Here is a 23,356-nt window from a genome sequence, read left to right on the forward strand (position 1 = left end):
GCATCCCCGTAGTCTTGGGAGGGTGAGTGACTCCTTTTTTGCAGCAAGAGATCAGCTTCTCGACCTCCAGGGGGACCCCGCACGGGCGCGGGCCGAGTTTCGCTGGCCAGACGTTGGCGACGCGTTCAACTGGGCCCACGACGTGTTCGATCGCATCGCCGACGGCAACGATACGACCGCGCTCTGGATCGCCGAGGAGGACGGCTCGGAGGTCAAGCGAAGCTTCCGCGAGCTGAAGCAGCGTTCCGACCAGGTCGCGAACTGGCTGCGCAGCCTCGGCGCGAAGCGCGGCGACATCGCGATGCTGATGCTCGGCAACCACGTCGAGCTGTGGGAGATCATGCTCGCCGCGATGAAGCTTGGCGTCGTGATCCTGCCAACCTCCGTCGTCCTCGGCCCGCAGGAGCTCGTCGACCGGGTGGCGCGAGGCAACGTGAACTGGGTGTTCGCCGGCCCGCAGGACGCGGTGAAGTTCGCGGGGATTCCTGGCGGCTTCCGCGGCGTTGGCGTACGGATCGACTCGGGCACGATGGATCAGCGTGCTGCACTGTATGACTGGGCGCGATTCGAGGAGTCGCGCTCGGCGTCGCTTGCGCCGATCGTGAAGCAGACGAAGGGCGTGGATCCGGCGCTGCTGTACTTCACCTCAGGCACGACGAAGCTGCCAAAGATCGCCGTGCACTCGCACACGAGCTACCCGCTCGGGCATTTCACCACGATGGCGTGGCTTGGCGTGCGCCCCGGCGACATTCACTCGGTCATCAGCGCACCGGGCTGGGCGAAGCACGCCTGGTCGAGTTTCTTCGGGCCGTGGAACGCTGGCGCGACTGTGTATGTCGCGAACTACGGCAAGTTCAAGGCCGAGCGAATCATCGCCGAGCTTGATCGCGTTGGAGTGACGAGTTTCTGCGCGCCGCCGACTGTGTGGCGCATGCTCATCCAGAGCGACCTTGGGCAGAAGCCGTCGGGGCTTCGTGAGGTTGTCTCGGCGGGCGAGCCGCTGAACCCCGAGGTGATCTCGCGCATCGAAGAGAGCTGGGGTCTCGTGCTCCGCGATGGCTACGGCCAGACCGAGACAACAGCCACTGTCGGCAACATGCCTGGCGACCCCGTCGTGCCGGGCGCGATGGGTAAACCGCTTCCCGGCGTAGACATCGTGCTCGTCGACCCGATGACAGGAGACGAGGGCGACGAGGGCGAAGTCTGCCTTCGACTTGGCCCTGAAGACGGCGGCCAGGGCGCCGCGCGTCCCGTCAACCTCATGAGTGGCTACTTCGGCAACGCGGAGGCGACGGCCGAGGCGCTCGCAGGCGGGCTCTACCACACGGGCGACGTCGCACAGCGCGACGAGCACGGGTCGCTGACCTTCGTTGGCCGCACCGACGACATCTTCAAGTCGAGCGACTTCAAGGTCTCGCCGTTCGAGGTTGAAAGCGTCATGCTCGAACACGATTTCGTCGCCGAGGCGGCAGTGATAGGCGCCCCAGACGACACCCGCCTGAACGTGACGAAGGCGTACGTATCGCTTGCTGCCGGCGTTGAGGCATCTGAAGCGACAGCGAGGGAGATCCTGTTGCACGCGAGGCGTGCGCTTCCCGCGTACATGCGTGTGCGCCGCGTTGAATTCTTCGAGCTGCCGAAGACGACCTCGGGCAAGATTCGCCGAGTCGAGCTACGCCAGCGCGAGGAGGCAGCCCATGCCGCAGGCGAGCGGGTCACCTCGGAGTGGCGCGAGGAAGACTTCCCTGACCTGAAGGCCTGACAGCCTCAGCTGGGCAGGCCGACGGGGTCGAGTGCCTCGTAGCACCGCTCGATCCGCTCCCGCCACCAGCGGGTCCGCTCGGGTGACGCCGCGAACCTGTCGAGCGCCGCGCTGTCGAGCGCCGGGCGTGTCAGCGGAAGCTTCCCGTCTACTGGAATGAGGGGCGCAACCGCGACGTCGCCTTCGAGCAGCGCGACGGTGCCGAGACCGCACGCGCCGGCCAGCAGGTGGTTGGGGAGTGCTGCCGCGAGGTGTAGCCCCATCGAAATGCCAACCGAGGTATCGAGGGCACTCGACACGATCACGGGAAGCCTGGCCTCCTTGATGATCCGCAGCGCCCCAGCAATACCGCCGAGCGGTTGCGCCTTCACGACGATGAGATCTGCGGCGCCGGCGCGGGCAACCGCGAGGGGATCCTCAGCTTTTCGAACGCTCTCATCGGCTGCGATCCGCACCGCGATGCCAGCGCTGGCGAGCAGCGTGCGCAGCTCCGCGAGCTCCGCGACCGACGCGCACGGCTGTTCAGCGTACTCCAGGCCAAACGGGGCGAGGCGCGCGAGCGCGGCGAACGCCTCGGCGACGGTCCAGCCGCCGTTCGCGTCGACGCGAACCGCCCCGTCGGGCCCGAGCGCCTCGCGCACCGCCTGTACGCGGGCCACGTCGTCAGCGAGAGCCTGCCCGCGCTCAGCGACCTTCACCTTCGCGGTGCGGCAGCCGGGAAACCTGGCGAGAATCTCAGGCACTGCCCCCGCGGGAACCGCCGGCACCGTCGCGTTCACGGCGATCGCTTTGCGGTGAGGCAGGGGCGGGCGCTCCCAGCCGAACTCCATCGCCGCTGCGAGCCAGCGCGCGCTCTCAGCGTCGTCGTACTCAAGGAAGGGTGAGAACTCACTCGCGCCTTGCGGCCCGGTAAAGATCACGGCCTCCCGCTCGGAGATGCCGCGAAACCTGGTGCGGGTTGGGATCGACACCACGCGAGCAGTGTCGAGGAGCTCTGAAAGCGTTGGGGCGGTAGCCATGTTCCGATTGTCTCACCACCCTTCGCTGCTCGACCCAAACCAGCGAATCATCTGACTAAGGTAAGCCTAAAAAATGTACTCTGAACAGGGGAAAGGCTAGCCTTCCCTTGCTTGCGGGGGTGGCGAAACAGGGGCACACTGGAGTCAGAACAACCCGCACGACGGGGGAGGGATACCCATGACACTCGAAGCAACTCGCCGCAGCAACATCGACTCAGTGGCGCCCGCTCAGGCGGCCCAGCTCCCAGACTCGGCGCCCGAGCACGCAGACCCGACTGCCGATGAGCCGCGCTCGGCGCGCATCGGCCAGAAGCTCAACTGGCTGCGCGCTGGGGTGCTCGGAGCGAATGACGGCATCGTCTCAGTCGCAGGCGTCGTCATCGGTGTCGCGGCGGCGACGCCGGGAAACACGGTGGCGGTCGCGACAGCTGGCGTCGCCGCGCTTGTCGCGGGCGCGTTCTCCATGGCTGGCGGCGAGTACGTCTCGGTGAGCACGCAGCGCGACACCGAGAAGGCACTCATCGACCAGAAGCGCCGCTCGCTCGCGTTGCGGCCAGCGGAGGAGCTCCGCGGTCTCGCCGGCTTCTACCGCCGCCGCGGTGTGTCCGCGGCGCTCGCGACCGAGGTCGCCAAGGAGCTCAGCGCGCACGACGCCCTCGCTGCACACGCTGAGGTGGAGCTCGGTATCGACCCTGACGAGTACACGAGCCCCTGGGCCGCGGCGATCTCCTCGTTCATTGCGTTTACTGTCGGCGGGGTGCTGCCGCTCATCATGATCCTGCTGCCGCTCGGCGCCGGCAGGATCCCCGCGGCAGGCTTCGCCGTGCTCATCGGCCTCGTGCTTACCGGTTGGATCTCAGCAGCGCTTGGGGAAGCGCCGCGGGCCCGGGCAATCCTCCGCAACGTGCTGATGGGCGGGGCGACGATGATCGCGACCTACCTCATCGGCCTCATCTTCGGGGTCGCCGTCGGCTAGGCACAGCAGCACGGAAGTGCCCCCGGCCGAATAGGCTGGGGGCATGACCACACAGGTTTCTGACATCTTCGACCCGAGCGTCTGGGAGATTGCCCCCGGCGCCGAGGGCTACACAGACATCACCGCGCACCTCAGCCTCGACGGGCGCATCGCCCGCATCGCGTTCGACAGGCCTGAGGTGCGCAACGCGTTTCGTCCGCACACAGTCGACGAACTGTTTGACGCCCTCGACCGCGTGCGCGTCAACCCGAAGGTCGGCGTCGTGCTGCTCACGGGCAACGGCCCAAGCCAGAAAGACGGCGGCTGGGCCTTCTGTTCCGGCGGCGACCAGCGCATCCGCGGCCGCGATGGCTACAAGTACTCGGACTCCGAGACCGCTGTCGGCCCCGAGGCTCTCGCGCGGGCTGGCCGACTGCACATCCTCGAAGTGCAGCGCCTCATCCGCTTCATGCCGAAGGTTGTCATCGCGCTCGTGCCAGGCTGGGCCGCCGGCGGCGGGCACTCGCTTAACGTGGTCTGCGACCTCACGATCGCGAGCCGCGAGCACGCAAAGTTCAAGCAGACGGACGCCGACGTTGGTTCGTTTGACGCTGGCTACGGCAGCGCCTACTTCGCGAAGCAGGTCGGCCAGAAGAACGCGCGCGAGATCTTCTTCCTCGCACGCGAGTACGACGCCGAGCGCGCCCGCGAGATCGGCGCCGTGAACGAGGTCGTGCCGCACGCAGAGCTCGAGACGACTGGCATCGAGTGGGCCCGCACGATCCTCGGCAAGTCGCCGACCGCGATCCGCATGTTGAAGTACGCGATGAACGCTGTCGACGACGGGATCGTCGGCCAGCAGCTCTTCGCTGGCGAGACGACACGCCTCGCATACGGCACTGACGAGGCAGTCGAAGGGCGAGATTCGTTCCTCGAGAAGCGCGATCCTGACTGGTCACCGTTCCCCTACCATTTCTAGGCAGCGGGGGAGGGGCGGCGCCTGCCGCGCCCGTCACCCATCCTGGCGCGGTACCCTAGGGGGGTGACGGCACACCACGTTCTTCGCGCGATCCCAGTTGAGGATCGAGCCTGGCTCATCGCCGCGCTCGACGACGCTCTTGCGGGTGGGGCTCCAATCCTGCCGCTCGCGCACGGGGAGGATCCCGGGGCGAGCGACATCGAGGAGATCAGGGCACTGCCGCTCCCTGAAGACCTTGCAGTCGTCGTGCGCACGTCAGGATCCAGCGGGGTTCCTAAAGCCGTTGCGCTCTCGCGGTCGGCGCTCGTCGAGAGCGCTGTTGCGACGCACGAGGCGCTTGGCGGGCCGGGGCAGTGGCTTGTCGCGCTCCCCACACAGCTCATCTCCGGGCTGCAGATGCTCGTGCGCAGCTCTGTCGCGCGCACCGAGCCCGTGTTCGCGCCAGAGGGCGCAGACGCCCGCCAGCTACTTGAGGCAGCCGAGCAGCTCGATCACGAGCGCCGCTACGTTTCGCTCGTGCCCGTGCAGCTCGCGCGGCTGCTCGACCTTGCCGAGGGTGACGCTGAGGCCGCCGAGGCGCTGCAGCGATTCGACGCAGTACTCGTTGGCGGCCAGGCAGTCTCGCTGGAGCTTCGCAGGCGCGCGCACGCGCTTGGCGTGAGCCTTCGTCGTTCCTACGGGATGACAGAGACCGCGGGCGGCTGCGTCTACGACGGTGTTGAGATCGGCGACACGCTCGTGCGCATTCGCGGCGGTGAGGTGCAGCTCGCGGGGCCAACGCTCGCGCTCGGTTACCTCGGCGATGAGGCGCAGACCGCCGAGCGCTTCATTACCGAGCCGAACCGCGCGGGAGAAGAGATCCGTTGGTACCGCACGGGCGACGCTGGTGAATTGCTTGGCGGAATGCTCACTGTCACGGGAAGGCTCGACAGGGTCGTGATTTCTGGCGGCGTCAACGTCTCGCTCGACGAGATCGAGCGGGTTGCGCGGGAGTTCCCGGGCTGGGGGAGCGCGGTAGCGCTTGCTACCGACCATCCAGAGTGGGGCGAGCGGCCAGTTCTCGTCGTCGAAGTTGACCCTGCGGCCGCGCCGTTCGACGAGGTGCGCGAGGGCATCCGGGCGAAGCTCGGGGCCGCAGCTGCGCCAGAGTGGGCGAACGAAACCGAGCGCCTGCCGCGCCTGCCGGGAGGCAAGCCAGATCTTCCCGCGATCGAGGCGTGGCTTCAGACACTGCGGGCAAGCTTTGCGCAGTTGCGCGACGACCGGGCCGAGACGCCTCGCTTGGCCGACGAAGGGGAGACAGAGTGAGCACGAAGAACCCGAAACGGTCAGGCAACCCTGCACTGCGAGCTGCCGCCGATAGCCTCATCGAAGCTGGCGAAACCGCGCACGTCACCTGGCGTGACTGGGTGTCGGGTGCTCGCCTTCGCACGCTTCCCCTCGCGGTCGCCCCGGTCGCTGTCGGCGCCGGAATCGCGCACATGCTGCAGGCGTTCTCGCTCACGCTCAGCCTGCTCGCGCTCGCCGTCGCGCTGTTGCTGCAGATCGGCGTGAACTACGCGAACGACTACTCGGATGGGGTGCGCGGCACCGACGCGTTTCGTGTCGGCCCGGCGCGGCTCACAGGCTCGGGCAGGGTGAACCCGAAGCACGTGCTCACCCTCGCGCTCGTCTTCTTCGGCCTCGCAGCGGCAGCGGGCCTCGCCGCAGTCGTGATCAGCGGCCGGTGGTGGTTCCTCGCCGTTGGTGTCGTCGCGATTATCGCGGCATGGTTCTACACCGGCGGCAAGCGGCCGTATGGCTACGCTGGCCTCGGCGAACTCGTCGTGTTCGTGTTCTTCGGCATCGTCGCAACAGTCGGTACCGTGTGGCTACAGACTGAGATCTCGAACCAGGAGATGTGGGTCGCGGGAGCAGGCGTCGGCTTCTTCGCGGTCGCGGTACTCGTGGTGAACAACCTGCGTGACATTCCGACGGATCGGGCCGCTGGTAAGCGCACCCTCGCCGTCAGAATAGGCGAGCGCTGGACCCGCGTGCTCTACGTCGTGTGCATGGTCCTGCCATTCGGGGTGCCGCTCCTCTACGGATGGGCCTACTCGGGCATGCTGCTCGTCTGGTTCGTGCTCGCAGCAGCCATCCCTGCGATCATCATCACGCTCACTGCGCGAACCGCGCGCGAGCTCATTATTGTGCTGCAGCTCACGAGCTTTGCCGCGCTCGGCTACGGCCTGCTGCTCGGAACCGCGTTCGCCTTCTGACGCCGTTCGAGGCAGATCACGATTGCCGCCGCAAGTAGGGCGGCTCCTGACAACCAGGCTGTGAGGGATCCGGTCGCTGCGAGGATCACGAGCACACCGCCAGCGCCGCTCAACACCGCGAGCGTTGTTCGTGCTGCTGCGGGGCGTGCGATGAAGCGGAGTCCCGGGAGTATGCGACGCTCGAGACGTGTCGCGGCGGCGACTGAGCAGGCGACGACTATCGCTACGGCTACAAGCCAGACCGGCCGCGACAGCCACCAGTCGGCGCTGAGCGGGCGGGAAAGCGCCGCCTCAGCGTCGCCGCCAAGGTGCGCGGTGACGAGCAGCGCGCCCGCGAGCAGCACTGTTGCAGGCATGTGCCACGAATAGATCGTCATCGCGCGCCCGTTGAGCGCCGCAGCGCCCCAGCTGATCGTTGGAAGGGTCGCGAGGCGCGCGAGCGCCGGTCGCACAGCTGTGAACACCGCGAGCTGAATGACGCCGAGGAAGGCGAGTGCTGCCGTCGGTGGGTTGAGCGCCTCGAACAGGTTCATTGGAGACGCCCCGATAGCGATCCACAGTGCCCCGCCCGCGAGCGCCGCCACCGCGGTGCGCGGCCCCACGATCACCCCGTCTGCGAGGAGGAAACCGAGCTGTTGCACAAACAGCCAGACGAACCCGAGGTTGACGAAGCCGATCGCGTCGACGCCTGTCGTGTGCCGCGTGAGGTCCACGAGCATGACGCACACTCCGAGTGCCGCGAGCGTGAGCCGTGGCGCCCGCTCGTGCAGGGCGAGCATCGCCGGAACGAGCGCTGAGCACAGCACGTACACTCCGAGGAACCAGAGGGGCTGGCTGATCCGCCAGCCAGCAGCCGCAACGATCTCGGGGCTCACGCCAGCAGCCGAGAGCCCAGCAAGCACACACGTCGTCGCCATTGCCGCAAGAAGTGGGACGGGGAGGAGCCTGCCGAGCCTCGCCGTGACGTACCCTGACGGTGTGACTCCCTGCGCGCGGAGCCGCCTATAGTGGGCCGCCGACGCGAAGCCGCCGGCGATGAAGAACAGTGGCATCATCTGGGTAAACCACGAGAACACGGTGAAACCTCCCCACGATTCGAGGGCGTTCTCAAGCACGACCTCACCACCCTGCACGCTGACGCCGACCATGAGCGCGTGGACAGCGACGACCGCGAGCAGACAGGCGGCCCGGATGAGGTCCACCGCGGAGTCGCGTGCGGTGCCGTCGCCTTCGGGGTCCCTGCCTGGGGACGGGGCGGTCGGGGCCGGGGGAATGCTGATGAGCGACATGGGGTTCCTTTCGGGCGGACCCCTAGCGTCCCGTCACGGTGTGGGGTGGCGCGTCACCTGCGCGAGCGAATCGGTGCCCCTACCTGGGGACTAGGGGCGACCCTGAGTTGGGGCAAGCCGGGCCCCTGCGCGAGGCCACCCGGCGCTGCACTGGCCTGGCCCTGGCCCCCGCCCCCTGGCCTGGCCCCCAGGCCGCCCCATCCCTGTCTCCACCCCTTGGCTCCACCCACGCCGCGCCTGGCTCCACTCCCGCCGCCCCTGGCCCGCTCACGCCGCGCGAACGAGCACTTTCCCCGCAGAATGCCCCCTTCCCAACCGTCGGTATGGGGGTGTTCTGCAGGGAAGGGGCGAGTTCGCGAAATGCGGGCGCGGGTCCGCCGGGCCAGACCGCCTGCGCACGGGCACCCGGCGTGGCGAACAATTGGTGCTTGCGTCGTCTCGCGAGATGTGGGTAGGGTGTCTTCTTGGAATCCCTACGACCTGGAAAGGAGAAGACAATGTTTGAAATCATCACGTTCACGAAGTCTCTCCGTCCAGGCAACCCGCTGACCGGACACTAGACCTCGGCCGTTTCTGGCCCACTCTCACTCCACAGCATTCCGCGCTTCACGAGCGCACCTCTCTCGTTTTTAGGGACCATGTCTTCTTCATCCACTGCTTCACTGTCTCTGCCCAAGGCGCTCGCCAGGCTGATTCCCTTCGCTAAGCCCGCCAGGTGGTGGGTACTTGCGGGGCTGCTCGTCGCACTTCTCGGGTCGGTCGCGAGCCTCGCCATCCCGATCGTTCTGCAGGAGGTCGTTGACGGGCCACTCCTCACCGGCAACCGTGCCGCGATCCTGTGGGGCGTTATCGCCGTGCTCGCGCTCGGCGTCGCCGAGGCGCTCTTCATCTTCCTGCGCCGACGCTTCGTGCTCCGCCCCATGACCGAGGTCGAGTTCACGATCAGGCAGACCTTTTACGAGCGTCTGCAACGCCTGCCCGTGGCGTTCCACGACAGGTGGCAGTCGGGCCAGCTGCTCAGCCGAATGATGCAGGACATCGGCATGATTCGCCGCTGGCTGACATTCGGCATGATCATGCTGATTGTGAACGTACTCACGATGCTCATCGGCATCGGGCTCCTGTTCCGCTGGCACTGGGTGCTCGGCACGGTGTTCTTCGTCTGCTCGCTGCCAATCTGGATTGTCGGGTACAGCTTCGAGCAGAAGTACGGCGTGCTCTCGCGGCAGAGTCAGGATCAGTCTGGCGACCTCGCGACCGCTGTCGAAGAGAGCGTGCACGGCATTCGAGTGCTCAAGGCCTTTGGCCGCGGCGCGCATTCGCTTCAGCAGTTCCGCGAGCGGGCTGAGTCGCTGCGGGGAACCGAGATGCGCAAGGCTCGCGAGGTTGGGCTGATCTGGTTCTGGTACGACCTCGTGCCGTTCCTCGCCCTCGGCGCCTGCCTGTTCACGGGTATCGTGCTCGCGAGCATGGGGCAGCTCTCCGTCGGTGAGCTCTTCGGCTTCTTTGCGCTCGCCGCTGCGGTGCGCTGGCCAATGAACTCGCTCGGGTTCCTGTTCTCGTTCATGATCGATGCGCGTACTGCGACGGACCGTGTCTTCGAGGTGTTCGATGCTGAGATCACGATCACCGACCCGGAGCACCCGCGCACAGTCGAGCACCCTCGCGGTGAGCTCGCGTTCCGCGATGTGCACTTTAGGTTCCCCGACGCGCGCGACAGCGAACGAGACCTTGTCGACGGCCTTGACCTTGTGCTGCGGCCGGGCGAGACGATGGCGCTTGTCGGGGCGACGGGCTCGGGCAAGACGACACTGACAGCGCTGCCGACGCGACTCTACGACGTGACGGCTGGCTCGGTCGAACTCGACGGCGTCGACGTGCGCGAGCTCAGGCTCGAAGAGCTCAGGCGACGCATTGGGGTGGCGTTTGAGGATCCGATCCTCTTCTCGGCAAGCGTGCGCGACAACGTGCTGCTCGGTCGAGACGATCTCGACCCGGCCGGGCCCGAGGCCGACCGAGTGCTGCGAGAAGCGCTCGAGGTCGCGCAGGCTGGGTTCGCCTACGATCTGCCTGACGGCCTCGACACCGAGGTGGGCGAGGAGGGCATGAGCCTCTCTGGCGGCCAGCGCCAGCGCCTCGCGCTCGCCCGCGTGGTTGCTGCGGCGCCCGACGTGCTCGTGCTCGATGACCCGTTGTCGGCGCTCGACGTTGACACCGAGGCGCTCGTTGAGGCCGCGCTGAGGCGGGTGCTCGCGAGTACCACGGCGCTGATTGTCGCTCATAGGCCGTCGACAGTTTCGATGGCGGACCGCGTTGCGGTGATGCAGCGCGGCCGCGTCGTCGCGGTGGGCACACACAGCGAACTGCTTCGCACGAGCGAGCACTACCGCTACCTCATCACCTCGCTTGAGGCGGGTGAGGAGCCAGCGTCGGAGGAGCCCGCGGCCACCTCGGATCGGCACGCCGACAGCCCGGGACTCGACCGCACGAACGACACCAAACCGACAAACGATTCAGACACGACTGGCACCGAGGAGGTGGCACGTTGAGCCCCGAGAGCGTCCGCGGAACGCGCGGCGAAGACCGCAACAGCTACACGCGCGAGGAGAGTCGCGCCATCAGACAGCGATCGCTGAGGCTGCTCGCGTCGCTTCTTGGGCCGTTTCGGCGGCTCATCATTCTCACCGCCGCGGTCGTCATCGCGTCGGCAGTGTTCCGCGCGATCGGGCCATCGCTCATCGCGTTTGGCATCGACGAGGCGCTGCCGCGCGCTGTCGAGCAGGGCGACTGGGTGCCCGCGATTGGGATCTCGCTTGCCTACCTCGTGATCGGGGGCGGCGGTGCCGCGCTCGTTGGCTGGTACGTCGTGCTCATCGCGAAGCTCACCCAGGCGGTGATGCTTGAGCTGCGCACGCGCATCTTCAGGCACACGCAGCGGTTGAGCCTCGAGTTCCATGAGGGGTACACGTCGGGACGCATCATTTCGCGCCAGACGAGCGACCTCGAGTCGATCCAGGAGCTGCTCGATGGCAGCCTCTCAGAACTCATCGATGCTGTGCTGCTCGGCTCGTTCACGCTCATCGCGCTGTTCCTCATCGACTGGCGCTCAGGGGTGCTGCTCGTGTGCATGGGCCTGCCGCTCGGCTTGCTCATGTGGTGGTTCGTTATCGAATCCCAGAAGGGCTTCCGGGCGACCCGCACCGTGAGCGCCAGGCTTATCGTGCAATTCGTTGAGACGATGACTGGCATCCGCGCAGTGCAGGCGTTCCGCCGCGAGAAGCGCAACGACAAGGCGTTCGCGAAGGTGTCTAACGACTACCGCCGCGCGAACCTGCGCGTCGTGAACCTCTTCGGTGTCCTTGACCCTGGGCTCGTGCTGCTCGGCAACATCACGATCGCGGTGGTGCTGCTCTGGGGCGCGTTCCGTGTCACAGATAACGCGCTCGCGGTCGGCGTACTGCTCGCCGCCGTGCTTCACGTTCGCAACTTCTTTGGCCCGCTTGAAGACGTCGCGATGTTCCTGAATTCATACCAGTCGGCTGTCGCCGCACTTGAAAAGGTGTCTGGTGTGCTTGAGGAGGAGCCGACTGTGAAGGATCCCGAGCAGCCTGTCGCTTTGTCTGAGGCTCGCGGCGAGCTGAAGTTTGACGGCGTGAGCTTCCGCTACGGCGGAGCAGACGACCCGCGGGTCGTGCTTGCAGACTGCAATCTCGAGATCCCGGCAGGGCAGACGATCGCACTCGTCGGAACGACGGGTGCGGGCAAGTCGACGCTCGCGAAGCTCGTGGCACGCTTCTATGACCCGACCGAGGGCAGGCTGACACTTGACGGTGTCGACCTGCGTAAGCTCGACCCTGTCGATATGCGTCGGGCGATTGTGATGGTCACGCAGGAGGCGTACCTGTTCAGCGGCACGATCGCGCAGAACATCGCGCTCGGGAAACCGGACGCGACGCGGGATGAGATCGTCGCGGCGGCCGCTGCTGTCGGCGCCGACGAGTTCATCGAGGCCTTGCCTGACGGCTATGACACCGACGTGAATAAGCGCGGTGGTCGAGTTTCGGCAGGTCAGCGCCAGCTCGTCTCGTTTGCGCGCGCGTTCCTCGCAGACCCGGCTGTGCTGATCCTCGACGAGGCGACAGCGTCGCTCGATCTGCCGAGCGAACGCCTCGTGCAGGATGCGCTGCAGCGCTTGCTCGCGGATCGCACAGCGATCATCATCGCGCACAGGCTCTCCACTGTCGCGATCGCTGACAGGGTTCTGGTGATGGAGCATGGCCGCGTGGTCGAGGACGGTTCCCCGGCGGAGCTCATCGCCGCGGGCGGCAGGTTCGCCGGGCTCCATGCGGCCTGGGAAGACTCGCTCGCGTAAGGTGGAACCGTGCAAAAACGGTGGGGCGAGGAGCTGCGTGCGCTCATAACGAGCACGCAGCCCCGCCTCCCGTGGCGCAGGATCGCGTTCGCCGCCATCGGTACGGGCGCAGCTGTCGCCCTGCTCGGGGCGCTCGGCACGTCGATGGATCTCACGCTGTTGTTTCTCGGCTTCGCGCCGAGCTGCCTGCTTGTTTTCGCGTTGCCAGAGGCCCCCGTTTCGCAGCCGATCGCTGTCGTCGGGGGGCATATGATCTCGGCGGCAGTTGGGCTCGGCGTCGGCGCGATCCCGCACACGGGGTGGTGGAACGGCGAGCTCGCCTCCGCGCTCGCGGGGGCGCTCGCTGCCGCCCTCTCGGTCGTCGCGATGCTTGTGCTGCGGGTACTTCATCCACCCGCGGTTGCGAACGCGGTTGTCGTGTGCGTCACGGGTGCGGGGTGGAGCTACCTTGTGGCGCCCGTGCTGCTGAGCGCGGTGTCAATCGTCGTGATTGCGCTCGTCTGGCACCGGATCACCGGCGCGACCTACCCGCACCGTTCCGCCATTCGCTGAGGCCCGTGTGCCCCGCGGCGCGTGGCGCTATAGGTACGGGTGAACGGTCGCCCGCTCGGCCTCAGTGTCGCGGATGAGCTGCGGGTCGGTCATGCCTTTGCGCGGGTCGGCGTCGGAGTCGTCTGCCTCGGTCGCGCCGTCGAGCACGGGCTCATCGACGGTGTCCGGTGAGTCTTCGTGTTCGGCTGCGGCAGCCGCGGCCTTGTCGGCGTCGTGAGTGCGCTTGACATTCATTTGTGCCTCCTAGGTTCTGCGTGGGTTGCCACCGTAGAACGCGAAGCTGAAGGATTGCGCAGTAAGAGCTGAGTGCCGCCGGCCTATTCCTCGCGGCTTGAGTTCCAGAAGAGACGTGATCCATCGGCCTGCGTCGCCTGCCAGAAATCACCGCACTTTTCGGTCTGCTGGATGCCGACGTCCATGAGCAGCAGTAGGCTCGCGTACGGACCAGGGCCGTCGGTGCTTGGCACGCAATCGGCATCGATCGGGCTGCCCTTCCAAGAGGCCGCGACCTGCTTGCCCTGCTGCGCGACGCGAACGTCCTTGGCGTCTGACGGGAAGCCCTCGGGGAAGGTGCCGTCGGCGATGAACTTCTCGATCTCTGCGGCGGAGGGCGCCGAGTCCGTCGGTGCTGCAGGCTCCCCAGTGCCGGAGCAGCCCGCAAGCAGCGAGCCTGTGAAAACGATTGCCGCGACGGCGGCGAGTGGGTGCTTCATGTCGTGCCTCCCGGAGTAGCGGATGCTCAACGCTATCCAAGTACCCTGTGGGATTCACAGGCGATGCCTGAGAGAACCCCTGTTACAAGCGTTGCCGTGAACCGGCGATGAGTGTCATGCCGATAATCGCTGCCCCACCCGCGATAAGGATCGTCAGCAGCGCCGAGGGAGAGCCGGCCCGAGCGATCCGGGGATCCTCAGCCTCCTCAGGTTTGGAGCCCTGCGGGGGAGGCGACAGGGAGGGCTCTGGGGTGGCCCGATCCTGATCTGGGTTGTCATCCGGTGTCGCCGCGGCGTCGCCTCGCGAGGGCGCATGTGCGTCTGGTTCGGTGTGCTCGCGCTCCGCCTGCCCCTGAGGTTCCGCGGGGCCTGCAACGTCACTCTCAGTGGGGGCTTGCGCCCCGGTGTCTCGCTCCACGGGCTCGACAGTAACCGAGCAGCCGGTGACCGTGAGCGCGTGCGGCGCGCCCGGCACCCAGGACCCCGACCCGCTGTTGAACGTCGCGTCGGTGTGGCTCGAAGTGAGACCGCTGAACAGGACGACCTCGCCGGCGGCGGCGTCGGGGACGGTGAGCGTGAAATCGAGCACGCCGGCGGAAGCCGCCTTGAGCTCTGCCGCCTTGCCGCCAGCCTGTGGCGTGACCTGGCTGCCTCGCTCGTCGCTGCGCGCATCGATGTCTTGCAACCAGGTGATCGAGTGTTCTCCGACGTCGACGCGCTCCCACGGGGCGGGCTCGAGCCGGAGGTAGTTCGCGATCGGCTCATCCGTCGCGGTCCCCGCCGGCTCGAGTGCTACTGCCTGCGAGATTGACACATCTGAGACCGCGAGCCCGTCGCCAAGCTCGACAGTATTGGTGCCGACCCGCAGGTTCGGCTCAAGCGGTAGCGGCGCGAAGGCATCACCAGTCGGGTTTGGTTGGGAGACGAGCGTGAAGTCGGTGATCGCGACCCTGAAGCTGCGGCCGGCGAGCCAATCCACACGAACGTGGAACGAGTCGGCCTCGCCGCCCCAATACGAGCAGACCGTGCCGGGGTGATCGGCGTGTGCGGGAGACGGAGACGCGGCGAGCAAGCCCCCGCCGGCCGTGAGACCGACGACGGCCACGGTGATGGCGCCTGCAAACGTCTTCCGCATCACTCCCCCTGGTGTGAGTGCCTACACGCTACCCCAATGCGTCGGGAAGGTCGAGGATGCGCGCTGGGAGTTACCATTCGCTGCGGTTACGTGCCGCACAAACACGAAGGCCCCGCTCCGAGGAGTGGGGCCTTCGTGTGTTACCTGTCTATGGCGGAGACGGGGGGATTTGAACCCCCGGTCGAGTTTAACCCCGACCCTTCATTAGCAGTGAAGTCCGTTCGGCCGCTCCGGCACGTCTCCATGAGCAGGCAACGCCACTTAGTCTAACGGGAAAATCCTGAGCCAGGAAATCCTTGGACTAGTAGTTTGTGCGACCCACCGAGCAACTCTCGACATCTGGCTTCAGGCCGGTGATCTCGGGGGGCAACTGCACGCGGTCGCCACCGCTCGAGGTGCCGCCGTCGGTCGCGGGGGTCTCGCCCTCTGGCGTTGCGGGAGCCTCGGTGGCTGGCGCTTCCGTCTCTGGCGTCGCGGGGGTCTCAGTTGTTGCGTCGTCTGGCGTTGCGACAGCGCCACCGGTGCCGGTGACATCGAACGCCTCACCGCTCTGCAGTGTCTCCATGAGCACCGCTGCAAGCTCGGTGTTCGGCAGGAGGCGGCCCGACTGGTACGGGTGGTCCACGGTCGGGTACTGCACGAAGTTGATGTTGCCAAGATCGATGTCGCGAACAGTTCCAGCGGCAGCTTGCATGAACTGGATGCTCTTCATGCTTTCGGAGAGCAGCATGTTGTCAACGGCTGCCTTTCCGAGGTTCCAGACCTTGAACGGGTCAGACAGCGTCTCGGCGCTCTTCAGCTTCCGCATGAGCGAGGACATGAAGACCTGCTGGTTGTTGATGCGCGAGATGTCGCTGCCGTCTCCAACGCCGTAGCGGGTGCGGAGGAACTGGAGGGCTTCCCAGCCCTCGAGCGTGTTCATGCCCGCAGGTAGATCGAGGTCAGTCTTCGGGTCGACGAGTGGCTCGGTCAGGCAGACTTCGACGCCGCCGACTGCCTCCGAGATGCCGACAACGCCGTCGAACGTGATCATGGCCGCATAGGGGATATCCATACCCGTGAGCTCAGAGATCGTGCGCGCGACGCAGGGGAGCCCGCCGTAGCCGAGCGCAGTATTGAGCTGCTGCTCGCTCATCGCTGGGTAATAGCCCTCCTCGCCGTCCTCACTCGGGCAGCTCGGGATGGGGACCATCAGGTCGCGCGGGAAACTGACAACCGTGGCGTTCTTGTGGTCGGCGGAGATGTGGAGCAGGAGGTTGACATCGTTGAGCTCGCCCTCCTCGCCATCGTCGTAACCCTGGCCAGCGCGCGTATCAGACCCCGCGAGCAGGATCGTGAGCTCACCGTCGATTGTCTGCTTCCCGGCTCCGATGGCCTCGTTTGAGGTGCCAAGGTCAATTGTCTTTGCGCTGTTGACGAACCCCCACAGCGCATACGCGGCAGTAGCGACGCCCGAAAAAGCGATCACGAGGACAGTGGTGAGCAGAAACCTGCTGAAGTTCTTGACTGAGGAGGAGCGGGAGAGCTTTCCGTGGCGTACGACTGATCGGCGCGGCTGTTCTGCCTGCGTCCTTCTCGCCATGCGGTGTTCCCCTTGCTAGTCGCTGCGGCACAGAAAAGTCCCGCAAGATTTCCCTAATTTACCCGACAGCCCTGAGGGCAGCCTGAGGCGAGCCGGGAGAATCCTGTCAATGAGAAAGCCCCCGACCCCGGTACGAAGTACCTGATCGGGGGCTTTCACCTGGCGGAGGGTAGGAGATTTGAACTCCTGAGACGGGGTTACCGCCTGCTTGTTTTCAAGACAAGTTCCTTCGGCCGCTCGGACAACCCTCCGCAGAAGAGCCTACCAAATGTTCGCGGGGAATCGTTCCACTCGGCGTGAAAGGGGGTACAGAATTCGGGTTCGGGCCATGCAGCCAGGCCCGGAGCTAGGCCGAGAGGAGCTCGGGGAAACGCTTGCGCAGCGCGAGCAGCAGCCCGCCAGCTTCGGCGGATGCAGTGACCTCAGTTGCTGCAGCCTTCACTTCGTCGACGGCCTGACCCATCGCGACCGAAACGCCAAGCCGGCCCGCCCACTCGAGCATTTCGATGTCGTTGCGGCCGTCGCCGGCTGCGAAGACGTTCGCTGCGTTCACGCCGAGCTTCTCCCGCAGTACCTCAAGGGCGCTCGCCTTTGTCACGCCGTCAGGCGCGATGTCGAGCCAGGAGCTCGTGCCGACAGCGTAGGAGACGTGGGTGAGACCGAGCGACTCGATTGCGCTCATGAACTCCTCGACGCGATAGTCGGGGGAGAATACGATGACGCGGGCGGCCTGAACGCCGAGGAGATCCTCAAACGCGACGCGGCGCTGGTTTGCTGGGAGCGTCCCTGACGGGATCTCCTTCGTGTAGAGGAATGTGCCGTCTGCGAGCTCGACAGCGAAGTGTGCGGTGGCGAGCTGCGGGCGAATCTTCTGCAATGCATCGGTCGGGTTGAACGCCTCCACGTACTCGCGGCGGTACCCGCGGGTGCCGAAGGGGTCACGCTTCAGCGTGACGGCCCCGTTCGCCGTCACCACCCACTCGGGGCGAATGCCGAGGCGTTCGACGATCGGCAGCGTCGCGTCGACCGACCTGCCTGTCGAGACGATGACCTCCTGGCCGGCCTCGTGTAGCGTGCGGATCGCCTCAGCGAGCTCGGGATCGATGATCCCACCAGCGGCATGGTCACCCGCGCCTTCAAACCCGTGACGCAGCACGGTTCCGTCGAGGTCGAGGGCGATGATGTGGCGATCCTGCATTGATTACGTTCCTTCTACCGGGCTAAGTACTTCAAGTCCACCGAGGTACGGGCGGAGCGCCTCGGGTACCGTCACGCTGCCGTCAGCGTTCTGGTGAGTTTCGAGGATCGCGACGATCCAGCGAGTCGTTGCGAGCGTGCCGTTCAGCGTCGCAACCGGGGCGGTCTTACCGCTTTCGGTGCGAAACCGCGTCTGGAGCCTGCGCGACTGGAACGTCGTGCAGTTCGACGTCGATGTCAGTTCGCGGAAGGTGCCCTGCGTCGGCACCCACGCCTCGATATCGAACTTGCGCGCAGCGCTCGAGCCGAGGTCGCCAGCCGCCACATCGATCACGCGGTAGCTCAGGCCGAGCGCCTGCAGCATCTCTTCCTGCCATGCGACAAGGCGGTCGTGCTCGGCCTCGGCGTCCGCGGGGTCGGTGTAGACGAACATCTCAAGCTTGTTGAACTGGTGAACGCGGAGGATGCCGCGTGTGTCCTTGCCGTGCGAGCCTGCCTCGCTCCGGTAGCACGTCGACCAGCCGGCGTAGCGGACGGGCCCACGCGAGATGTCGAGGATCTCGTCGGAGTGGTAGCCGGCGAGCGCGACCTCGCTTGTGCCTGTGAGGTACAGATCCTGATCCTTGAGGTGGTACACCTCGTCGGCGTGCTCGCCCAGGAAGCCGGTTCCGCCCATGATCTCGGGCTTCACAAGCGTCGGGGTGATGAGCGGCGTGAAATCGTTGCGCATTGCGAGGTCGAGCGCCATGTTCATGAGTGCGATCTCGAGGCGAGCGCCGACGCCGCGCAGGAAGTAGAACCGTGCGCCCGAGACCTTCGCTCCGCGCTCCATGTCGATCGCGCCGAGCAGCTCGCCGAGGGCGAGGTGGTCGCGTGGTTCAAAATCGAATTCGGGGACCTCGCCGACAGTGCGGAGCGTGACGAAGTTGTCTTCGCCGCCCTCGGGGACACCGTCGATGACGATGTTCTCGATGCGCGATGCGATGCGTTCGAACTCCTGATCAGCGTCTTTCGCACGAGCCTCGGCCGCTTTTACCTGCGCGGCAAACTCCTGTGCCTTGGCGATGAGTGCAGGCTTGTCTTCCTTCGCCGCGGTCTTCACGGTTTCGCCGACCGACTTCTGTTCCGAGCGCAGTCGCTCGAACTCGCCACGTGCCTCACGGCGCGCAGCATCAGCCGCAAGCGCCTCGTCTACAACCGACTCATCGTTGCCTCGGGCGCGCTGTGAGCGCTTCACGACGTCGGGATCGTTGCGGAGAAGTACTGGATCGATCACCCTCTTAGCCTAGCGCGCCGGGCTCGCGGCTACGATTGATCCATGACCATGGTCCCCAGTCGTACGCAGCCGCACGCCGCGGTCGTGTACCACCCGCTGAAAACTGACATCGCGGGGCTGCGGAGCGCCGTCGAAGCGGCCGAGTCGAAAGCCGGCTGGTCGGGCACGCGATGGTACGAGACTGAAGCCGACGATGCTGGCCTCGGTGCGGCGAAGCGAGCCGTCTCCGATGGCGCGAGCGTCGTGCTGGGGGCGGGCGGCGACGGCACGATCCGGGCGATCGCCGAGGGGCTGAGGTACACGGAGGTGCCGCTCGCCATCGTGCCCCAGGGCACCGGGAACCTCCTCGCCCGCAACATTGGCATGCCGCTCGGCGACCTCTCGGCCGCGGTGGAGGCAGCATTCTTCGGGTCGGGCCGGACAATCGACCTCGGGAGTATGACGATCGTGCGCCCCGCGGATGAGAGCGGTGCCTCGGAAGAAGAGGAGCACGCGTTCCTCGTGCTCGCCGGGATGGGCCTCGACGCCCGCGCCATCCGAGCGACCCGGTCGAGGCTGAAGAAGCGAGTCGGTTGGCTCGCCTACGTCGACGCGGGCGTGCGGACGATGGTCAAAGATAAGCCGCTCGAGATCCAGTACTCGATGGATGGATCTGAGGCGAAGCGCCTGACCGTTTACACGGTGATGATCGGCAACTGTGGTTTGCTCCCTGGCGGCGTGCTCCTCATTCCCGACGCGAGCCTAGACGACGGACTCCTCGACGTGGTCGCGCTTCGGCCGCTCGGTCCGTTCTCGTGGATCAGGATCTGGAACAAGATCGGTTGGGAGAATGGCGTGCTTCGGAAAACGAAGGCGGGGCGCCGGATCATCGACCTCGTCAACGACACGAAGAATGTGACCTATGTCCGCGCCCGCGAGTACGCGCTTGCCGTGGAGGGCCCTGAGCCTGTTCAGCTCGACGGCGATGACTTCGGCCTTGCGGTCAAGGTCCGAGGCCAGGTGGACCCGGGTGCCCTCATCGTCCGCGTGCTTCCCGGGTGGCAGCGGCCTGAATAGCATCTCACTGCCTCGCCGTGGTCTGATTCGCTGGCGTGACTGCGGAGGTCGTCGTGGCGTCGGGCGGGGTCGAGCCGTCGGCTGGCTGCTGTTGCCGGGTCGCTCCCTCGGCTGGTGTTGACTCCTCCCCCTGCTTTGCGCCCTCGGTGATGTCGCCCTCTGCCGCGGGGTTGTCGCCTTCCTCGGCGCCGTGGGCCGACCCCTCGGCGCTCGCCGCCGGGTCGACACAGTCGCGAGACAGTGGCGGAAGTTCGCGCTTCTGGGGCTGCGCGGCCGCGGGGGTGCCTGCCTCGCCCGTGACGTCGGAGTAGGGCGCGTTGCTGAGTGGGAAGACGTTCCACGCCTCGGCATCGCGGGCGGCGGGGTTGAAAGAGTGCGCGTAGCTGCGATCCTCAGCTTGAACCCAGCTGTCTGGCGCAGTCGACTCGTCTTCGCCCATGGTGGTGATGGGCTTGCCGTCTTGATCGTAGAGCCGAACCGAATCCAGGAGGTTGCCCGCGCAGTCATACGCGTAGATGTTCGTGACCTGGCCGCCGTTGTGTGCGAGGCCCTGAGTGCTCGCTTCCTCGACGACGTAGTCGTAGTGCGGAGTGCTGATGTTGGCCCACCCCGCTGCGAGGAACGGCACTGTCAGGATCACCGCTGCGACGTTGGCGATGTCGCGCACCCGCACGATCCACTGCTGCGGCAGCCATCGGCCCCGGCCCCACTGCACGCTCACGATGATCAAGCCGAGGGTGAAGACAAGCGACCAGAACGAGATCGGGAAGCCGTTCACGAGTGGGTGCCGGAGGAGCAGGAGAGCAACCCAGGCGCCGACGACAGCACGGAGTACCCACCAGACAGGCCTCAGTGAGGCCATCAGGCCGCGGAAGCCCTGCCTGCCTGGGGTCGCGTCGAACCAGTCTGCGGCCCGCTGCTTCAAGCTGGTGAACTTCTCGGCGACTGTGACCTTCGCGGGCTTCTCGGGGCCGCGGGGCGGGAGCCCGGCAGCCTGCCGGAGCTCTTCGGCGTACTGGGCTGCATCCCCTAGGGCATCGCCTTCATTGAGGCGTTCGGTGAGGTCTGCGCCGAGACCGTCGAGCAGTTCGTCGAGCTCGTCTGCGGGGAGGTCGCTCAGGTGAGCCCGCACCTCGGTCGTGAACGCCTCGGCCCGCTGGGCGTTGGTGAGTGAGACGCTGGCGTTCATTCGGTGACTCCTTCGGGGCTCGTCTGGGGAAGTGATGGCTGGGGGTGAGGCGGGGGCTGGTGCGTCGGCTGCGGTGAGATCAATGCGCTGAGAGTCTCGGAGAACTGGTGCCAGCTGCCACGCTGCTCTTCGAGCAGTTCTCGCCCACCCGGGGTGATGCTGTAGTACTTCCTGTGGGGCCCGCCATCAGAGGGAACGACGTATGTCGATAGCGCCCCGGCTGCGTAGAGTCGCCGCAGCGTGCCGTAGACCGAGGCGTCGCCGACCTCGTCGAGTCCAGCCTCTCGGAGGCGCCGCACCACGTCGTAGCCGTAGCCGTCTTCGCGCTCGACTACCGCGAGGACAGCGGCGTCGAGTACGCCCTTGAGTAGCTGCGTTCCGTCCACTCGGACCCCCCTCATATGTTCGCTGTTACGCACTAGTGTGCATTACGCAATAGTGTGCTGTCAAGAAGACTAGGCGCTATGGCACGGGTGCGTTCTGTGGGTCGTTCGGCTGTCGGGCGGCCTGCCTGTCTGTCGGCCTGCCTGTCTGTCGGCCTGACAGCCTGTCGGCCTGACTCTGCGGCTACGCGCCTGTTCCTTGGCTCGCCGACCAGGCCGACCTTGCCCCAAAGCTGCGCCACTCCGGCACATGGTTGTAGCGAGCGCACGCCTTGCGCAGTTGGTTCAAGGTGTGCGCTCGAGATATTCGTGCGCCGAAGCAGATCAGTCGGCGAGCCTGCCGCTGCGGACGGCTCAAGCGCTGGTTGGTAACCCGCTTGATTTTCTGGGCCTCGACTGAAACCAAGGCGACGCTCAGTGTCGCATCTTGCTACAAGCGATACTAAATTGAGAGATATTCATCGCCGAATGTGAATTAGAGTGCTGGTACGTGCTCCTGTTCCGGACTGCCAAGTGGCGAGGGACGCCCGTGGCATTTCATCAGAGCAGCAGCCCAGTCAATTTCAAGAAAGGGTTATGTATGCGCACTAAATTCACACGGTCTCTGGTCGCCACTGTTGTGACGGCACTCGCACTTACGTCTCTGGGCACTGGTGTTGCTAGCGCAGCCGAGCCTCCGGCAGGCGAAACCCAGGTCTCATACGATCAGGTAGGCAATGAACGGTCCGCTTACCCTGCAGGAGATGGCCTCAAGCTGAACATAGTTGAAGGCGACTCTGTAAACATCACTGACGATGTGGCTTTGTGGAGGGATGAGAATGGCGCCGTCATCGCTTCAATCGAACTCGACAACAAAGGAAACCAAAATATCACGTTCCGTTTCGATGAGGAGACGCAGACCATTCTCGCTGAGCCGAAAGGCGGCCAAGGGCCTAACGGGGCAATTTCGGCTCGGGTCTGCATGCCAAAGTGGGTGGCCTGGGCGTTTAATATCGCGTGGGGCGGGCTTGTATGCATTCCCGCAACACTTGGCGCCAGCGGTGTCGCAACTCCGATTGCTGGCATTGTAACGGGCGCTGCCTGTAATGCTGCGGGAGGCGTCTTGACTACTGCAATCTCTTGTTAGGGGGAGGCCTGTCTAGAAGGAGGGCGCGTGAGTCCATGGGAAAACTTACGAAGGCGAATCACGTATTCAATGTGCTGATCGCGGTTGTCGCGACTGCAGTAATAATCCCTTTTCACCCAGGTATCCCTTGGTTTGCGTGGATCGGAGCGTTTATACTTTTCCTGCTCAGCGCTGAGTTCTTTTCGACCCTCATTCAACCCAAGGATCAAGAAAACCAAAAAAGAAGCAACCTGACGGCCTTCTTCATCGCCCTTGTAGCAGCGGTCGCACTGGGGCTCCTGGCGGTCGCTTATCTTATGTGGTGACGGAGGGCTCTCCAGGGAAATGGGAGTAGCTTTTGGATCTGCTTCGTAACTGCACGCGTCAAATTTCCGTGGGGAGGGGCACGCGAACTCGGCTAGCCCTTCCCCACGGCGATTCGCCCGCCACACCGCACACGTATAGCTGCAGGAGGCAGCTGACGTGCCGGGTGTGCTTGCCTGCCTAGCGCTTCATCTTGCGGGAAAGGGGGCA

The 23,356-nt window shown here is 65.7% G+C and carries 21 protein-coding genes and 2 tRNA genes; 11 read left to right on the top strand and 12 right to left on the bottom strand.

Annotation, left to right across the window (positions count from 1 at the left end):
* Positions 1–22: 22 nt before the first annotated feature.
* Entirely contained in the window at positions 23–1,762 is a 1,740-nt protein-coding gene (locus ACF07D_RS14130; RefSeq protein WP_391505328.1) for an AMP-binding protein, read from the top strand.
* A gap of 5 nt (positions 1,763–1,767) precedes the next feature.
* On the opposite strand, the gene ACF07D_RS14135 is transcribed toward ACF07D_RS14130, so the two are convergent.
* Positions 1,768–2,781: an o-succinylbenzoate synthase gene (locus ACF07D_RS14135; protein WP_391505329.1), complete on the bottom strand. Its 1,014-nt coding sequence runs from the start codon at positions 2,779–2,781 to the stop codon at positions 1,768–1,770.
* Positions 2,782–2,959: 178 nt separating this feature from the next.
* Here ACF07D_RS14135 and ACF07D_RS14140 point away from each other — a divergent pair, with 178 nt between their 5' ends.
* From ACF07D_RS14140 to ACF07D_RS14155, 4 genes are all read left to right on the top strand, one after another.
* Complete coding sequence (locus tag ACF07D_RS14140; RefSeq protein WP_391505330.1) at positions 2,960–3,757, top strand: VIT family protein; 798 nt, start codon at positions 2,960–2,962, stop codon at positions 3,755–3,757.
* A 43-nt stretch (positions 3,758–3,800) separates the two neighbouring features.
* A complete protein-coding gene (locus ACF07D_RS14145) occupies positions 3,801–4,715 on the top strand; it encodes a 1,4-dihydroxy-2-naphthoyl-CoA synthase (RefSeq protein WP_255808768.1) in 915 nt (304 codons plus the stop codon).
* 63 nt (positions 4,716–4,778) lie between these two features.
* The gene (locus ACF07D_RS14150; RefSeq protein WP_391505331.1) at positions 4,779–6,023 is read left to right on the top strand and encodes an AMP-binding protein; all 1,245 of its coding nucleotides are present in this window, start codon (positions 4,779–4,781) and stop codon (positions 6,021–6,023) included.
* Positions 6,020–6,973, top strand: coding sequence for a 1,4-dihydroxy-2-naphthoate polyprenyltransferase (locus ACF07D_RS14155; protein WP_119281824.1), 954 nt, complete (start codon positions 6,020–6,022; stop codon positions 6,971–6,973). The genes ACF07D_RS14150 and ACF07D_RS14155 overlap by 4 nt, the downstream gene beginning before the upstream one ends.
* Here the strand turns inward: ACF07D_RS14155 and ACF07D_RS14160 are convergent.
* A complete protein-coding gene (locus ACF07D_RS14160; protein WP_391505332.1) occupies positions 6,937–8,262 on the bottom strand; it encodes an acyltransferase in 1,326 nt (441 codons plus the stop codon). The two genes, ACF07D_RS14155 and ACF07D_RS14160, sit on opposite strands and share 37 nt — an antisense overlap.
* Positions 8,263–8,900: 638 nt before the next feature.
* On the opposite strand from ACF07D_RS14160, the gene ACF07D_RS14165 reads away from it, so the two are divergent.
* The 3 genes from ACF07D_RS14165 to ACF07D_RS14175 are packed head-to-tail and all read left to right on the top strand — an operon-like array spanning position 8,901 to position 13,186.
* Positions 8,901–10,811, top strand: coding sequence for an ABC transporter ATP-binding protein (locus tag ACF07D_RS14165; protein ID WP_391505333.1), 1,911 nt, complete (start codon positions 8,901–8,903; stop codon positions 10,809–10,811).
* Entirely contained in the window at positions 10,808–12,634 is a 1,827-nt protein-coding gene (locus tag ACF07D_RS14170; RefSeq protein WP_391505334.1) for an ABC transporter ATP-binding protein, read from the top strand. The genes ACF07D_RS14165 and ACF07D_RS14170 overlap by 4 nt, the downstream gene beginning before the upstream one ends.
* Positions 12,635–12,643: 9 nt before the next feature.
* On the top strand, positions 12,644–13,186 hold the full coding sequence (locus ACF07D_RS14175; protein WP_119281820.1) for an HPP family protein: 543 nt from the start codon (positions 12,644–12,646) through the stop codon (positions 13,184–13,186).
* Positions 13,187–13,213: 27 nt separating this feature from the next.
* On the opposite strand, the gene ACF07D_RS14180 is transcribed toward ACF07D_RS14175, so the two are convergent.
* The 8 genes from ACF07D_RS14180 to serS all read right to left on the bottom strand — a co-directional run bounded on the left by ACF07D_RS14180 (position 13,214) and on the right by serS (position 19,089).
* Positions 13,214–13,420, bottom strand: a complete 207-nt coding sequence (locus ACF07D_RS14180; RefSeq protein ID WP_391505335.1) for a hypothetical protein — start codon at positions 13,418–13,420, stop codon at positions 13,214–13,216.
* Positions 13,421–13,503: 83 nt separating this feature from the next.
* On the bottom strand, positions 13,504–13,899 hold the full coding sequence (locus ACF07D_RS14185) for a hypothetical protein (RefSeq protein ID WP_119281818.1): 396 nt from the start codon (positions 13,897–13,899) through the stop codon (positions 13,504–13,506).
* 82 nt (positions 13,900–13,981) lie between these two features.
* Entirely contained in the window at positions 13,982–15,034 is a 1,053-nt protein-coding gene (locus tag ACF07D_RS14190; RefSeq protein ID WP_391505336.1) for a hypothetical protein, read from the bottom strand.
* Positions 15,035–15,185: 151 nt separating this feature from the next.
* Positions 15,186–15,277 (bottom strand) — tRNA-Ser (locus tag ACF07D_RS14195).
* 58 nt (positions 15,278–15,335) lie between these two features.
* The gene (locus ACF07D_RS14200) at positions 15,336–16,616 is read right to left on the bottom strand and encodes an LCP family protein (RefSeq protein WP_119281816.1); all 1,281 of its coding nucleotides are present in this window, start codon (positions 16,614–16,616) and stop codon (positions 15,336–15,338) included.
* Positions 16,617–16,776: 160 nt separating this feature from the next.
* Positions 16,777–16,867, bottom strand: a tRNA-Ser gene (locus ACF07D_RS14205).
* 95 nt (positions 16,868–16,962) lie between these two features.
* Positions 16,963–17,814: an HAD family hydrolase gene (locus ACF07D_RS14210; protein ID WP_255808774.1), complete on the bottom strand. Its 852-nt coding sequence runs from the start codon at positions 17,812–17,814 to the stop codon at positions 16,963–16,965.
* A 3-nt stretch (positions 17,815–17,817) separates the two neighbouring features.
* Entirely contained in the window at positions 17,818–19,089 is a 1,272-nt protein-coding gene (gene serS / locus ACF07D_RS14215) for a serine--tRNA ligase (protein WP_119281814.1), read from the bottom strand.
* Positions 19,090–19,131: 42 nt separating this feature from the next.
* Here serS and ACF07D_RS14220 point away from each other — a divergent pair, with 42 nt between their 5' ends.
* Entirely contained in the window at positions 19,132–20,145 is a 1,014-nt protein-coding gene (locus ACF07D_RS14220; RefSeq protein ID WP_391505337.1) for a diacylglycerol/lipid kinase family protein, read from the top strand.
* 4 nt (positions 20,146–20,149) lie between these two features.
* Here ACF07D_RS14220 and ACF07D_RS14225 read toward each other — a convergent pair whose 3' ends face one another.
* Both ACF07D_RS14225 and ACF07D_RS14230 read right to left on the bottom strand, forming a co-directional pair.
* A complete protein-coding gene (locus ACF07D_RS14225; RefSeq protein WP_391505338.1) occupies positions 20,150–21,334 on the bottom strand; it encodes a hypothetical protein in 1,185 nt (394 codons plus the stop codon).
* Positions 21,331–21,720, bottom strand: a complete 390-nt coding sequence (locus ACF07D_RS14230; RefSeq protein ID WP_119281811.1) for a PadR family transcriptional regulator — start codon at positions 21,718–21,720, stop codon at positions 21,331–21,333. The genes ACF07D_RS14225 and ACF07D_RS14230 overlap by 4 nt, the downstream gene beginning before the upstream one ends.
* A 526-nt stretch (positions 21,721–22,246) precedes the next feature.
* Between ACF07D_RS14230 and ACF07D_RS14235 the strand changes: the two genes are divergently transcribed.
* Positions 22,247–22,843, top strand: coding sequence for a hypothetical protein (locus ACF07D_RS14235; protein ID WP_391505339.1), 597 nt, complete (start codon positions 22,247–22,249; stop codon positions 22,841–22,843).
* 35 nt (positions 22,844–22,878) lie between these two features.
* A complete protein-coding gene (locus ACF07D_RS14240; RefSeq protein WP_391505340.1) occupies positions 22,879–23,148 on the top strand; it encodes a hypothetical protein in 270 nt (89 codons plus the stop codon).
* The last annotated feature ends 208 nt before the right edge of the window (positions 23,149–23,356 follow it).

It is taken from the genome of Leucobacter sp. NPDC015123, assembly GCF_043080205.1.
Lineage (GTDB): Bacteria > Actinomycetota > Actinomycetes > Actinomycetales > Microbacteriaceae > Leucobacter > Leucobacter aridicollis_A.